Raw genomic sequence first — 14,514 nt, 5'->3', positions numbered from 1 at the left:
TCTGCCCTCGCTAGCGGATTTTGTCTCCGCGACCGCCGATCCGTAAAACTTTAGGCAAACCGGCGAGACCGATTTCAGCCTGTTTCACGCTTTCCGGCCCGCCTCGGCCGGCTTTAAGCCAAATCAAAGCTCCCCCCGGCCATCCTCTGCGTCGAAACGATCCGGTCACGCGCGGGCACATACGCCCCGCCGATGCCCGGACATGGGGCGTCAGATGGGAAAATCAGGTCACTCGCGCGGGTCGCGCGCCGTCATCCTTGCCGTGCTTGCCTTGGGCATGGCCTGGTTCGGCCCGGCGGCAGAGCTGTCGGCGGGAACGCGGAATGTGGCGGCGCCACCGGATCCGGTCGAACGATCCGCCGAGCCGTTCGGGCTGTTTGCATCGCATCTCGCCGGTGGCGGATTGCTGGCAAAGTGGCAGGGCGTGCAGCGTCGCCTCGACGATGAGATGGTGCAACTCGCGCTGTGCGAAGGCGATCCCGATCGCTGCGCCTCGCCGGCCGCGCTGCAGTTTCTCGCCATCGTCGACGTCGCCAGAGGCCGCGACGGCCGCGCCCGCCTCGGCGAGATCAATCGCGCCATCAACCTCGCTATCCGGCCGATGGGCGACCTCGAACAATATGGGCAGATCGACGTGTGGAGTTCGCCGCTGGCGACGCTGACCCGTGGCGCCGGGGATTGCGAAGACTATGCGATCGCCAAGTTCATTGCGCTGCAGCGGGCCGGCGTCTCGCCCGACGATTTGCGCATCGTGATCATGCGCGACACCATCCGCGGCGAGGATCACGCCGTTGCCGCCGCTAGGCTGAATGGGCAATGGCTGACGCTGGACAATCGCCGCATGGCGATGGTCGAGGACGCCCAGGTCAGAAACTACCGGCCGAGTTTCGTGCTCGATCGCGACGGCGTCAAACGCTACCAGGAAGCGCCGATGCCGGTGCTGAGCGATCGCAACCTGGTTTCGGAAGCGATGAGCCATTCCGGGATCGCAACGTCGCCGATGTGACGTCGCCTCCACCGCCCGCTAACATCGAAGCAATTTGGATCATCCTTCGATATTGTAGTGCATTCGAATGCGCTTGGCATTTCGTATGGCAGAAATTATGGCGAGAGAAATTTTCTCTTTTGCACTTCGCCTCTACCTTTGATTGACGACATTGTTCGTACCGGCATACCATCCCTGCAGATCCGCTAGAGATCGCTTGGGAGGGAAAGATGACACGTTCGCCGCGCGTTGATTTTGCTCGCCGCTTTATTCGCGATGCCGGTGTTCGGCCGGTGACACGCTTTGCACAGGCCACCGTGACGATCGCATTAGGCCTGACGATTTCCGCAAGTGGCGCCATCGCCCAGAACGCCGCCAAGGGTTCGCCCGATCACATCAAGGCCGTGACCTCGACGGTCGACGGCGCCTCGATCAAGGCCAATACCGCGACCTCGAACGACTGGCCGACCATCGGCCTCGATTACGCCGAGACGCGCTTCAGCAAGCTCAACCAGATCACCACCGACAACGTCAAGAAGCTCGGCCTGGTGTGGACCTATCCGCTGGAGTCCTCGCGCGGCGTCGAAGCGACCCCGCTGGTGGTCGACGGCATCATGTATGTGACGGCGTCATGGAGCGTGGTGCACGCCATCGACGCCCGCACCGGCAAGCGCATCTGGAGCTTCGACCCCGGCATCGACAAGGAGAAGGGCTACAAGGGCTGTTGCGACGTGGTCAATCGCGGCGTCGCGCTGTGGAAGGGCAAGGTGTTCGTCGGCGCCTATGACGGACGGCTGATCGCGCTCGACGCGGTGACAGGCAAGAAGGTCTGGGAAAAGGACACGGTCGTCAGCAAGGAGCATTCCTACACCATCACCGGCGCGCCACGCGTCTTCAACGGCAAGGTGCTGATCGGCAATGGCGGCGCGGAATACGGCGTCCGCGGTTACGTCACCGCCTACGACGCCGAGACCGGCAACCAGGCATGGCGCTGGTTCACGGTGCCGGGCGATCCCTCGAAGCCGTTCGAGGACGAATCGATGGCGGCTGCGGCCAAGACCTGGGATCCCGCCGGCAAATACTGGATCAATGGCGGCGGCGGCACCGCGTGGGACACCATTACCTTCGATCCCGACCTCAACATGGTCTATATCGGCACCGGCAACGGCTCGCCATGGAACCGCGACCTGCGCAGCCCGGCCGGCGGCGACAATCTCTATCTGGCCTCGCTGGTGGCGCTGAATGCCGACACCGGAAAGTACATCTGGCATTATCAGCAAACGCCGGGCGATCACTGGGACTACACCTCGACCCAGCCGATGATCCTCGCCGACCTCACCATCGACGGCGCACCAAGAAAGGTCATCCTGCACGCGCCGAAGAACGGCTTCTTCTTCGTGGTCGACCGCACCAACGGCAAGTTCATCTCGGCGAAGAACTTCGTCGATGTGAACTGGGCGACCGGCTACGGCGCCGACGGCCGGCCGATCGAAGTGGCGGCGGCACGCGGCGCCGAAGCCTATGACAGCATTCCCGGCCCGTACGGCGCCCACAACTGGCATCCGATGTCGTTCAATCCGCAGACCGGCCTCGTCTATCTGCCGGCCCAGGGCGTGCCGGTGAACCTGACGCCGGAGAAGAAGCTCACGCAAAACGCGCAGGAGCCGGGCAAGTTCGCCTCCGCGGCGGGCTGGAACGTCGGCTTCATACTCGACGCGACGCCGCCCAAGAACAAGCCATTCGGGCGGCTGCTCGCGTGGGACCCGGTAAAGCAGAAGGAAGTCTGGCGCGCCGAATATGTGGCGCCGTGGAACGGCGGCACACTGACGACAGCCGGCAATCTCGTGTTCCAGGGGACGGCTGACGGACGCTTTATCGCCTACAACGCCACGACAGGCGAGAAGCTGTGGGAGAGTCCGACCGGCACCGGCGTGGTGGCAGCCGCGTCGACCTACATGATCGACGGCAAGCAATATGTCTCGATTGCGGTCGGCTGGGGCGGCGTATTCGGAATTGCGGTGCGCGCGACCGAGTATCGGAGCCCCGGCACGGTCTATACCTTCGCGATCGACGGCAAAGCGCCGCTGCCGGAGTTCGTGAAATATCAGACCGAGGGTCTGCTCGCCGGCGTCAAATACGACCCGAAGGACGTGCCCGAAGGCACCGCGATCTATGTCGCCGCCTGCGTGCAGTGTCATTTGGTGCCGGGAGTCCACAATGGCGGCAACGTCCGGAACCTCGCCTATATCGGCAAGGCGTCGATCGAGAACCTGAAAGACTTCGTGTTCAAGGGTCCGCACCGCGACCAGGGCATGCCCGATTTCACGGGCAAGCTGACGGAAGCGGATGTGGTGAAGATCCAGGCCTTCATCCAGGGCACAGCGGACGCGATCCGGCCGAAGTAACGAAGTCATTCCGGGACGCGCGCAAGCGCGAACCAGGAATCCCGAGATTCTCAGGTCGCAATTGCGCACCATAGTTCGATGCTTTGCATCACCCCGGAATGACAGAACAAAACAGAAGGGCTGCGCGATCGTCTCGCGCAGCCCTTCGTCGTTAGCGGGAAGCCAGCCTCAGAACATCAGGCCTTCCTTCACCAGCACCCAGCGGCCGTTCTTGATCTGCTGGACCTGCGTGATGGTGGTGGCGAGATGGTTGGTCTTCGAGAACACGGTCGGCGGCGAGTTGAAGATATCCTGGAACTTGTCGCCAGACTCCAGCGCATCGAGCAGCTTCTGTCCGGTCAGATCCTTGCCGGCCTTGTTCACATAATGCGCGAACGTCGTCACTGTATTGTAGCCGATGATTGCCTGGGTGTTGGCGTCGGAGCCGAACATCTTCTTGTAGTTGGCAAGCCAGTCCTTCACTTTTCCCTTGGCGGTGTCTTCGTAGGGAATTTCGAAGCCTGACGCGGCATAAAGGCCTTCCACCGTCTCCTTGCCCAGTGCCGGCACTTCGAGCACGTTGGTGGGCGTGGCGCCGAGGAAAGTCACGTCCCATCCGAGCTTCTTGGCTTCGCCCATCGCACCGATGGTCTCGCGGATCACCGTACCGAGCACGACCATGTCACAGCCGTCGGCTTTCATCTTGGCTATCTGCGCGCTGAAGTCGGACACGCCGCGCTTGTAGCTGGTGATCGAGGCCGGCGTCAGCTTCATCGCGGTAACCTGCTGCGTGAAGCCGTCGAGCACGTTCTTGCCGTACTCGTCGTCCTGATGCATGACGCAGGGCTTCTTGAAGTTCTTCGTCTCGATCATGTATTTCACCGCGGCGCGGGTGCTCTCGACGTAGGGCAGCAGGTTGTTGAACTTCAGCCTTTCCTGCGGCTTGGCCGGGTCGAACTTGAAGGTGAATTCGGCCGCGGTCAGCGGGAACAGCTGCAGCACGCCGGCATCGAACAGGACGTCCTGCGCGGCGAGCACGGTGGGCGAACCCATCGGGCCGACCATCGCGAAGATCTTGTCGCGCTCGACCATCTTCTGCGACGCCAGCACAGCGCGCTTCGGATCGTAGCCGGAGTCCTCGAGGACCAGCTTGATCTTGCGGCCGTGAATGCCGCCGGCGGCGTTGATTTCCTCGACCGCCATTTTCATGCCGTTGGAAACCGGAACGCCCCAGACCTTGATCGGGCCGGACAGGTCCTGGTGGGTACCGATGACGATCTCCGTGGGCGAGATCCCTTCATTGGTAACCTTGGTTTGCGCTGCGGCCGGCAGATGGGTCAGCGCAAGGGCGCCCACCGCAAGGCCCAGCGCCTTGAACGATTTCGACATTGCAGTCTCCTCTTTCGTTTGGCCCGTGTTGAGCGAAGGCCGGGGCCTTTAGATCCTTCGCCTTTTCCTGATGTCGCCGCCGCTTACGCCACCGCGCGCTCGCCATACATGGTGTTGATCTCGGCCGCGTAGCGCTTGTTCACGAAACTGCGCTTCAGTTTCATGGTCGGCGTTAGTTCCTCGTCCTCGGGCGTCAGCTGGCGCTCGATCAGGAAGAACTTCTTGATGGTTTCGACCCGCGCGAAATTGACGTTCACCGTCTCGATCTCGCGCTGGATCAGAGCCTGGATCTCCGGCGCCCGGCACAGGCTGGCATAATTGGTGAAGGGAATGTCGTGGTCCTGGGCGTATTTCTCGACGTTCTCCTGGTCGATCATGACGAGGCAGGTCAGGAACGGCCGCTTGTCGCCGATCACGACGGTGTCGGAGATGTAGGGCGAGAATTTCAGCTGGTTCTCGATCTCCGACGGCGTGATGTTCTTGCCGCCCGAGGTGATGATGATGTCCTTCATCCGGTCGGTGATCTTGACGAAGCCCTCATTGTCGATCGAGCCGACGTCGCCGGTATGCAGCCATCCCTTGGCGTCGATGGTCTCCGCGGTCTTTTCCGGCTGGTTGAGGTACCCCATGAACAGGAAGTCGCCCTTGATCAGGATCTCGCCTTCGGGGGAAACCTTCACTTCGCCCCAGGGCGCGGCCTTGCCGACCGAGCCGAGCTTGATGCGATCCGGCGGCATCACGGTGGCGACGCCGCAGTTTTCAGTCTGGCCATAGACCTCGCGCATGTCGATGCCGAGCGCGAGATACCAGCGGATCAAGTCGGGCGCGATCGGCGCCGCACCGGTAAAGGCCAGCCTGCAGCGATCCAGCCCCAGCATGCGCCTGATGTTGCGGAACACCAGCCAGTAGGCCGCCTGATTGGCGAGACGCAACGGCAGCGGCGGCGTATCGCCCTGCAATTTGTACTCGGTCAGGCGATATCCCAGCCCCAGTGCCTGGCGATACATCCAGTTCTGCAGCGGGGTCGCATCCTTGAGCGCGATGGTGACGCCGGAATAGAATTTCTCCCATACCCGCGGCACCGCCAGAAACGCGGTGGGCTGCACTTCGCGAAGATTGTCCGGCACCGTTTCCGGGCTTTCGGCGAAATTCATCACCGATCCCAGCGCCAGCGAAATGTAATAGCCGCCGATCCGTTCGGCGACATGGCAGAGCGGGAGGAAGATCAGGCGTTCTTCGGCGTCGCTCGACGGAAACAGGTCGTTGGCGTGACGCATCTGGTGGGTCACGCTGCGGTTGGAATGCATCGCGCCCTTGGGCGGGCCGGTCGTGCCCGAGGTGTAGACCAGGATGGCGAGGTCGCCGGCGCTGCGGCTGGCAATCATCTCGTCCCACAGCGCGGCGTGATCGTTGATGTGGTTGCTGCCGAGCGCCATGAACTCGGCAAGCGACATCACCATCGGATCGATGAAGCCGGAAAGACCTTCCATGTCGAACACGACGATCTTCTGCAAGGTCGGGCATCGCGCCCGGCACGACAGGATCTTGTCGAGTTGCTCCTCGTCCTCGGCGAAGATCACCTTGGTCGAGGAATCGTTCACCAGGTATTCGACCTGGACCGCCGAATCGGTCGGATAGATGCCCGAGGAAACGCCGCCGGCACACAGGATGCCCATATCGGCATACACCCATTCCGGTACGGCGTTGGCGACGACCGAGGCGACGTCGCCCGGCCGGAAGCCGATGGCGTGCAATCCGTAGGCAATTTCCTTCGATATCTGCTGCCACTGCCGCCAGCTGGTGGGTTGCCAGATGCCGAATTTCTTCTCGCGGATCGCGGGCTTGTCGCCACGGGTTTCCACCGCCAACAGAAAGCTCTTCGCGATCGTGTCCGCCACAGTCAACACTGCGGGTCTGGTCATACGTCGTTCCCTCTCGCCTCTCGGCCCCGTCTGCTTGTGCCGGCCTTGGCAGCCAGTCTTTTCCGCGCGACAGAACCCGTATTTAACGCCGAATCTTCCCCAAAAGCCAATCCCGCATCAGCGCCAGGTTTTCTTCTTTTTCCAGCGCCGTTCGCCCCGTGCGCCCTCTTCCTTGGCGCCGAGATAGAATTCCTGAATGTCCGGGGAATTCATCAGCCGCTCGCAGGTGTCGTTCATGACCACCCGGCCGATTTCCAGGACATAGCCGTAATGGGCGGTTTCCAGCGCGATCTTGGCGTTTTGCTCGACCAGCAGGATCGACATGCCCTGCTCTTCGTTGACCCGTTTGATGATCGTGAATATCTCCTTGACCAGGATCGGCGACAGGCCGAGCGACGGCTCGTCGAGCAAAAGCAGCGTCGGCCGGTTCATTAACGCCCGCCCGATCGCCAGCATCTGCTGCTCGCCACCCGACAGCTGCCCGGCCGGCTGGTCGATCCGCTCCCGAAGCCGCGGGAAATAGCCGTAGACCAGTTCCAGGTCGCCGGCGACGCCGTCGCGATCCTTGCGCGGATAGGCGCCCATCATCAGGTTCTCGCGCACGCTCAGGAACGGAAACACCTCGCGCCCCTCCGGTACATGGCTGAGGCCGAGCCGCACGATCTTGTCGGCCTCCATGCGCTGGATCGGCTTGCCGAGGAACTCGATCGAACCCTTCTGCGGATCGAGAATGCCGGAAATGGTTTTCAGCACCGTGGTCTTGCCGGCGCCGTTTGCGCCGAGCAGGGTCACGATCTTGCCGCGCGGCACCTCGATGCTGATGCCGCGGATGGCCATGATCGGCCCGTAATAGCTCTCGATATTGCTGAGCTTCAGAATGATGTCGGAAGTGCTCATGGCATCATCCTCTAGGCGCCGAGATAGGCGGCGACGACGTCGGGATGACGCTGCACCTCGGCCGGCGACCCCATCGCCAGCACCCTGCCGTAGTTCAGTGCGATCACGCGGTCGGATACCCGGTTCACCAGCGTCATGTCGTGCTCGACCATCAGCACCGTGATGCCGAGCTCGGTCTTCATGTCCCGGATCCAGAACGACATGTCGGCGGTCTCCTCGACATTCAGCCCGGACGACGGCTCGTCGAGCAGGATCAGCTTCGGCTCGGTGCAGAGCGCCCGCGCCAGTTCGATCACCTTGCGCACGCCATAGGGCAGCCCCGAGATCAGCTTGTCGCGGTATGGCTCGAGATCGAGAAACTCGATCACCTGCTCGACCCGGCGGCGATGGACCTTCTCGTTCGCGCGTACGCTCGGCAGAAACAGCAGTTCCTGCCAGAGCTGGGTGGTGGAGTGCCGGTGCCGGCCGACCAGAAGGTTGCTCAGCACGGTGGCATTCTCGAACAGTTCGATATTCTGGAAGGTGCGGGCGATGCCGAGCTTGGCGATGCCGAAGGCGGGCTCGTCGGTGATGTCCTGGTCCTCGAAGAAAATCCGGCCCGAAGTCGGATTGTAGATCCGCGACACCAGGTTGAAGATCGAGCTCTTGCCGGCCCCGTTGGGACCGATGATCGACAGGATCTCGCCCTTCTCCACGGCGAAGGAGACCGCGTCGACCGCTTTCAGACCGCCGAAATGCAGCGACAGGTTTTCGGCGCGGAAGTAGCTCATCGGTTACGCTCCGATTTGACGTAAATCTTCTGTCGCTTGAAGGTGGCGCGCTTGTAGAGCGGGAACAGCTGGAAGAAGAGCTTTATCTTGAGCCAGCGTCCGTAAAGCCCGAGCGGCTCGAACAGCACGAACACCACGATGATGACCCCGTAGATCGCGCCTTTCAGCCCGTTGGCGGAAGCGAACGCGGCCACATTGGTCTTGATCGTCGCGGCCATCTCGGCACCGGCGCCGAAGGTCGCGGCCACGGCGGCGATCATTCCGGGCACGTCGTCCTTGAGGTAGGTCAGGAACGGATCGATCATGACGATGAAGATCGCGCCCAGCACGGCGCCATGCGGGCTGAAGGCGCCGCCGATCAGGATCACGATGATGAACTCGATCGAGAGCTGCAGCGTGAACATTTCCGGGCTGATGAAGGACAGCTTGTGGGCGAACAGCACGCCGGCAAAGCCGGTGATCGCCGCCGAGATCGCAAACGACTTGACCTTGTAGAGCGATACGTTGACGCCCATGCTGCGGGCCGCGGTCTCGCTGTCTCGGATCGCGACGAAGGCGCGGCCGGTCGGCGAGCGCAGCAAATTGAGCGTGGCGAGGATGGTGATTGCCAGCACGGCAAGACAGAGGAAGTAGAAAGAGGGACTGTCGCGCGACACCGTGGTGCCGAGGAATTGCAGCGCCTTGACCCGCATGCCCTCGTTGCCATGGGTGACGCTTTCCCAGCGCGCCAGGATTTCCTCGATGATGAAAGCGAAGGAAATCGTCGCAATCACCAGATAGATGCCCTGCAGCCGCAGCGCCGGGAACCCGACCATGGCCCCGACGGTGCCGGTCAGCACGCCCGCAACCAGGAAATATACCGGGAACGGCACGTTGTATTGTTGCAGATACCCCGCGGTATAGGCGCCGATGGCGAGGAAGGCGGCATGGCCAAGCGATGCCTGCCCGGTGAAGCCGGTCAGGATCATCAGCCCGACGCCGACGGTGGCGTAGATGAAGACGAACACCATCTGGCTGACGAGATAACTGGAGAGAACGAAGGGGGCTACCGCCAGGAACGCCAGCAAAATGCCGTAGGTGACAATATAGCCGCCGTGCGGAAACAGCTTGATGTCGTCTTCATAGTCGGTCTTGAACATGAAACGCATGGCTGATCCTCAAACCTTCTTGCGCGCGTGATGGCCGAACAGGCCTTCGGGCTTGAGCAGCAATACGATCAGCAGAACGAGGTAGGGCGCGACATCCTTCCATCCCTGCGGCAGGTAGAAACCGGCCATGCTCTCGATCACCCCGATCAGCACGCCGCCCACCACCGCGCCGGGGATCGAACCGAAGCCGCCGAGCACCGCCGCCGGAAAGGCCTTCAGCCCCAGCACCAGGCCGACATTGGAGTGGATGAAGGTGATCGGCGCCAGCAGCACGCCGGCCGCGGTCGCCACCGCCGCCGAGATCGCCCACACGATCGACACCACGCGTTTGACCGGAATGCCCATATAATAGGCCGCCAGCATGTTCTCCGAACTCGCCCGCATTGCGGTGCCGAGCGTGGTCCGGTTAAAGAACAGATACAGCAGCGCGCACAGGATGATGGTCGCCGCGATGACGGAGAGTTTGTCATAGGCCAGTACCAGGCTGCCGATCCGCAGCACGCCCTGGCTGAACGGCGTCTCGATCTTGAGGTCGTCGGTACCCCAGATGATGCCGGCCATGGAGCGCAGGAAGTATCCGAGCCCGATCGTCGCCATGATGATGGAGAATTGCGGATAACCGAGGATCGGGCGCACCACGACCCGCTCCGCCAGCATGCCGAACAGCGCCATCGCGATGACCGCGCCGACGAAACCAAGCCAGTAATTGAGGCCGAGGATGCCGATGAAGGTGAAGGCGAAGAATCCGCCCAGCATCATCAGGTCGCCCTGCGCAAAATTAACGACTTCGGTCGCCTTGTATACCAGGACGAAACCGAGCGCGATTAGGCCGTAGACGCAGCCGAGCGCAATACCGCTCACCAACTGCTGAACGAAGTCCAGCATTGCAGATATCCCTCCCCCGATGCGCGGCGACTCTATCGGTCACCTTTGCCGCATCTTGTGTCTAGTCGCTGCCCGCATCGACAGTGTCGAAGCACTCGCGAACACCTGGCCGTATACAGCCCAAAGCACTGATCCCTGTCAACTTAACGCTGGCTGCCGTCCCGGCGGGCCGGTTGCGGACAAATGCCGCAGTCCCGGGCAACCGCCTTTGCACAGTCACGGGCAGACCGCGCACCGGCGGGATTTGCCGCCCTCGATTCACCGCGCCGAAAGTTCTTCGGTCCATGGTGCGATCCGATGCAACGGCAGGGTCGCCCCGACATGAAGCCCGACGAATCCGCGCTGGCGTTACGAGGGTTAACGAAGCGTTTTGACCGCCTCGCGGTCGATGCGCTCGATCTGACCGTCCGAACCGGCGAGTTTTATGCGCTGCTCGGGCCCAACGGCGCCGGCAAGACCACGACGCTGCGAATGGTGGCCGGCCTGCTGCGGCCCGATGCCGGCTCGGTCTCGGTGCTCGGTATCGACGCGCTGGCCGATCCCGTCGCCGCCAAGCAGATCACGGCATGGGTGTCGGACGAGCCGATGATTTATGACAAGCTGACCCCGCTGGAATATCTCGCCTTCGTCGCCGGGCTGTGGGGCATCGACCCCGCGGTTTCCGAACCATCGGCGCGCGATCTTTTGGTTTCGCTCGGCCTCGAACCGCATCTGCACGAGCGCTGCGAGGGTTTCTCCAAGGGCATGCGCCAGAAGGTGGCGCTGGCAGGAGCCCTGGTGCATGACCCGCGCCTGATCATCCTCGACGAGCCGCTCACCGGGCTCGACGCCGTATCGGCGCGCCACGTCAAGGGCCTGCTCGGCGACCGGGTGCGATCGGGCTGCACCGTGATCATGACCACGCATATCCTGGAAGTGGCGGAACGGATGGCTGACCGGATCGGGGTGATCGCATCGGGCCGGCTGATCGCCGAGGGGACGCTGAGCGAATTGCGCCAGCAGAACGGGCGCAACGACACCAGCCTCGAGGACATGTTCATCGCGCTGGTCGACACCGAGGCCGCCGCGGCATGAGCTCGTCAGCGGATCTGACCTGGTTTGCCCGGCACGAAATCCGGCTGGCATGGCGTGAGGGGCTGGCGATGCTCACCGCCGGCCGCAAGGGCCGCAAGCGCACAGCCATTTTCGGGTTGATCGTTCTTGCAGCGATCATGCACCTGCCCGCCTACGCTGTGATCGGCCGGTATGCCGACCTGCAGGAGCCCCTGGATAAATCCACCCTGATCGTCATCACTGCGACCATCCTGCTGGCATGGGCGCTGATGCTGTCGCAGGCCATCGAATCGGTGACGCGGGTATTTTACGCCCGCGCCGATCTCGATCTGATCATGTCGTCGCCGGTCGCCCTGGCCAATGTGTTTTCGGTTCGCATCGCGGCGATCGCGCTTCAGGTCACGGCGATGGCGCTTCTATTGTCGTCGCCGTTCGTCGATGTTCTCGTGATCGGAGGCGGCTGGCGCTGGCTTGCCGCGTTCGGCGTGGTCGTCGCCATTGGCCTGAGCGCCGCGGCGGTCGCGATCGCGGTCACGGTCGTGCTGTTTCGCCTGATCGGCCCGAGCCGCACCCGGCTGGTGGCGCAAATCCTCGCCGCCGTGATCGGTGCCGGTTTCGTCATTGCGTTACAGATTGCCGCGATCCTGTCCTACGGCACGCTGGCGCGGTTCGCGGTGCTGACGTCGGACAGCGCGGCGGTCTTCGCGCCGGCGCTCGACAGCGTCGTCTGGTGGCCGGCGCGCGCCGCGCTTGGCGACGGCGAAGCGCTGCTGTGTCTTTTGGCCGGCAGCCTCGTGCTGCTCGGCGCTGTCATGGCGATCTTCTCGCCGCGCTTCGCCGATACCGTCGTCAGCGCTTCGGCCAACCCCGCGACCACCCGGCAAGGTTTCAGCGCAAAGGCGTTTCGCGCCGGTTCGCGGCAGCAGGCGCTGCGCTGGAAGGAATTCGTGCTGTTGAAGCGCGATCCCTGGCTGCTGTCGCAGAGCCTGATGCAGCTCCTCTATCTGGTGCCGCCAGCGCTGCTGCTGTGGAAAAGCTTCGCCGACAGCGACGCCGCCCTCGTGCTGATCACGCCTGTCATCGTGATGGCCGCGGGTCAGCTCGCGGGCGGCCTCGCCTGGCTGACGATTTCGGGCGAGGACGCCCCCGACCTGGTGGCAACCGCGCCGTTGCCGGCGTCACGCGTCACCCGCGCCAAGATCGAGGTGGTGCTGATCGCGATCGCCTTGATCTTCGCGCCGCTGTTGATGGCGCTGGCCTATGCCGCGCCGCTGCAAGCTGCTGTCACCACGCTCGGCATCATCGTCGCGGCGGGATCGGCGACCGCGATCCAGCACTGGTTCCGTGTGCAGGTAAGGCGCAGCCAGTTCCGCCGCCGCCAGACCTCGTCGCGGTTCGCCACCTTCGCCGAAGCCTTCTCCTCGATCGGCTGGGCCGCCACCGCCGTGCTGGCGCTGGCAATGCCGATCGCCGGCCTGATCAGCGGCCTGATCACCGCCGCCATCATCGCGGTGACCTGGAAGATCAGCCCGCGGCGGGATTGAGATTCGTCGTCCGGTCTCCGCGTCTCCGGCAAGAATTTGTCGTCCCACCACGCAGGCGCCCGCCTGCCGAACTATCTCGCGGATGACGGTGGTCAATTTTTTCCTACGACTTGATCAACTCCATCACCGCTGCCGCAAACGCTTCCGGTTCTTCCTGCGGCAAATTGTGCCCCGCGCGCGGGATCACCCGATGGCTGCGCGGGCCGGTAAATTTCGCCGCGGTCGCGGTGCCGTCATTGGCGGGGAACACGCCGTCGCCGGCTCCGTCCAGGGTGATGGCGGGAACGGAAATCGCAGGCTGCGCCGCTAACTGACGTTCCAGCGCCGCATATTGCGGATCGCCTTCGGCCAGCGCGTAGCGATGGCGGTAACTGTGGATCACGACGTCGACATAGTCAGGATTCTCGAAGGCTGTGGCCGAGCGTTCGAAGGTCGCATCGTCGAAAGCCCAGTTCGGCGACCATTGTTGCCAGAGAATTTTCGCGATCTCGCGCCGGTTGGCGGCAAGGCCGGCGCGGCCACGCTCGATCTGGAAATAATACTGGTACCAGAGCGGGACCTCGCGCTCGGCGCTGGCAGGCACCATGGCTCTGGCGATATCCTGAATATTGTAGCTGTTGAGCGACACCAGCCCCGCGCAGCGCTCCGGCCATAGCGCGGCGCCGACGCAGGCGGCGCGGCCGCCCCAGTCGTAGCCGGCGAAAACCGCGCGCTGGATACCGAGCGCATCGATCAGCGCGATCAGGTCGGCGCCCAACGCGGCCTGCTCTCCCGAGCGCGGCGTCGCCTTGTCGCGGAACCGGGTCGGTCCGTAACCGCGCAAATAGGGAACGATGACGCGGCAACCCTGCGCCGCCAGGTCAGGGGCGACATCGACATAAGCATGGATGTCGTAAGGGAAGCCGTGCAACAGCATCACGACCGGACCGTCGGCCGGCCCCGCCTCGTAATAGGCGACGTCGAGAACGCCGGCATCGACGCGGCGCAACGGCTCCAGCCGATAGGAAGAGGATGCACGCGTCAAAAATGGACTCCCCGCTGCAATTTTTTCTTCTACCAGCGGCGACCAGCTTAATCGCGAAATACGCGCCGCGGCGAGCAAAAAATTGATGCTAAACGCGATCGCGAATATTGCGGCTTCGAGAATTCCGCTGAACGGCAATTGATTGCACCATCATCGGCACCGCTATTCACGGGCGGAAAAAACATTCGGCGATGTGAAGCACTTCACAGCGTCGATGCGCCATTCGAGCTAACAGGCATTGGGGGGCGAACCGTGGAGAAGCATCCATGCCACGTTCACACACCCCTTCGCAACGAAGCGAAGGTATCTGGCCCAAGGCCGCTGGCCTGTCCGCAACCCAGGTCGCGGTCCTGCTGGCTATCGCGATCGCGCTGATTTTCGCACTCGACCGGGCGCTGGACGCCTCGCGCTCACGGGCCGCAACCCGGAGCGATATGCCGGTCTCGGCGGTAGCCGATTGTCCGCAACTGGCCGAAACCTTCGACAGTCAAAGGGCGGCTTGCCTGCGGAGGC

12 protein-coding genes are annotated in these 14,514 nt (G+C 63.0%); 5 read left to right on the top strand and 7 right to left on the bottom strand.

What is annotated here, in order from left to right; translation table 11 throughout:
• The first annotated feature begins 214 nt into the window (after positions 1-214).
• Both Q8N40_RS24180 and Q8N40_RS24175 read left to right on the top strand, forming a co-directional pair.
• Positions 215-1,006, top strand: coding sequence for a transglutaminase-like cysteine peptidase (locus Q8N40_RS24180; RefSeq protein ID WP_305713599.1), 792 nt, complete (start codon positions 215-217; stop codon positions 1,004-1,006).
• Between the two features lie 209 nt (positions 1,007-1,215).
• On the top strand, positions 1,216-3,390 hold the full coding sequence (locus Q8N40_RS24175; RefSeq protein ID WP_371135802.1) for a PQQ-dependent dehydrogenase, methanol/ethanol family: 2,175 nt from the start codon (positions 1,216-1,218) through the stop codon (positions 3,388-3,390).
• Positions 3,391-3,558: 168 nt separating this feature from the next.
• On the opposite strand, the gene Q8N40_RS24170 is transcribed toward Q8N40_RS24175, so the two are convergent.
• From Q8N40_RS24170 to Q8N40_RS24145, 6 genes are all read right to left on the bottom strand, one after another.
• On the bottom strand, positions 3,559-4,758 hold the full coding sequence (locus Q8N40_RS24170; RefSeq protein ID WP_305321516.1) for an ABC transporter substrate-binding protein: 1,200 nt from the start codon (positions 4,756-4,758) through the stop codon (positions 3,559-3,561).
• A gap of 83 nt (positions 4,759-4,841) precedes the next feature.
• Positions 4,842-6,680 (bottom strand): long-chain fatty acid--CoA ligase, encoded by a 1,839-nt coding sequence (locus tag Q8N40_RS24165; RefSeq protein WP_305713598.1) that lies wholly within the window; start codon positions 6,678-6,680, stop codon positions 4,842-4,844.
• 117 nt (positions 6,681-6,797) lie between these two features.
• Positions 6,798-7,577, bottom strand: a complete 780-nt coding sequence (locus tag Q8N40_RS24160) for an ABC transporter ATP-binding protein (RefSeq protein ID WP_305320334.1) — start codon at positions 7,575-7,577, stop codon at positions 6,798-6,800.
• An 11-nt stretch (positions 7,578-7,588) separates the two neighbouring features.
• A complete protein-coding gene (locus Q8N40_RS24155; RefSeq protein ID WP_305320333.1) occupies positions 7,589-8,347 on the bottom strand; it encodes an ABC transporter ATP-binding protein in 759 nt (252 codons plus the stop codon).
• Positions 8,344-9,495, bottom strand: coding sequence for a branched-chain amino acid ABC transporter permease (locus Q8N40_RS24150; protein ID WP_305320332.1), 1,152 nt, complete (start codon positions 9,493-9,495; stop codon positions 8,344-8,346). Before Q8N40_RS24150 ends, Q8N40_RS24155 begins: the two co-directional genes overlap by 4 nt.
• Positions 9,496-9,504: 9 nt before the next feature.
• On the bottom strand, positions 9,505-10,380 hold the full coding sequence (locus tag Q8N40_RS24145) for a branched-chain amino acid ABC transporter permease (protein ID WP_305320331.1): 876 nt from the start codon (positions 10,378-10,380) through the stop codon (positions 9,505-9,507).
• A gap of 321 nt (positions 10,381-10,701) precedes the next feature.
• On the opposite strand from Q8N40_RS24145, the gene Q8N40_RS24140 reads away from it, so the two are divergent.
• Positions 10,702-11,454, top strand: coding sequence for an ABC transporter ATP-binding protein (locus Q8N40_RS24140; protein ID WP_305713615.1), 753 nt, complete (start codon positions 10,702-10,704; stop codon positions 11,452-11,454).
• The gene (locus tag Q8N40_RS24135; RefSeq protein WP_305713597.1) at positions 11,451-12,977 is read left to right on the top strand and encodes a permease; all 1,527 of its coding nucleotides are present in this window, start codon (positions 11,451-11,453) and stop codon (positions 12,975-12,977) included. The genes Q8N40_RS24140 and Q8N40_RS24135 overlap by 4 nt, the downstream gene beginning before the upstream one ends.
• Before the next feature lie 103 nt (positions 12,978-13,080).
• Here Q8N40_RS24135 and Q8N40_RS24130 read toward each other — a convergent pair whose 3' ends face one another.
• A complete protein-coding gene (locus Q8N40_RS24130) occupies positions 13,081-14,001 on the bottom strand; it encodes an alpha/beta fold hydrolase (protein WP_305713596.1) in 921 nt (306 codons plus the stop codon).
• 266 nt (positions 14,002-14,267) lie between these two features.
• Here Q8N40_RS24130 and Q8N40_RS24125 point away from each other — a divergent pair.
• The coding region (locus Q8N40_RS24125; protein WP_305713595.1) for a hypothetical protein at positions 14,268-14,514 on the top strand (247 nt) is incomplete at its 3' end.

Source organism: Bradyrhizobium sp. (genome assembly GCF_030693485.1).
Classification (GTDB): domain Bacteria; phylum Pseudomonadota; class Alphaproteobacteria; order Rhizobiales; family Xanthobacteraceae; genus Bradyrhizobium.
Note: the sequence above shows the minus strand (reverse complement) of the source record. Positions and strands in the feature narration are given on the sequence as shown.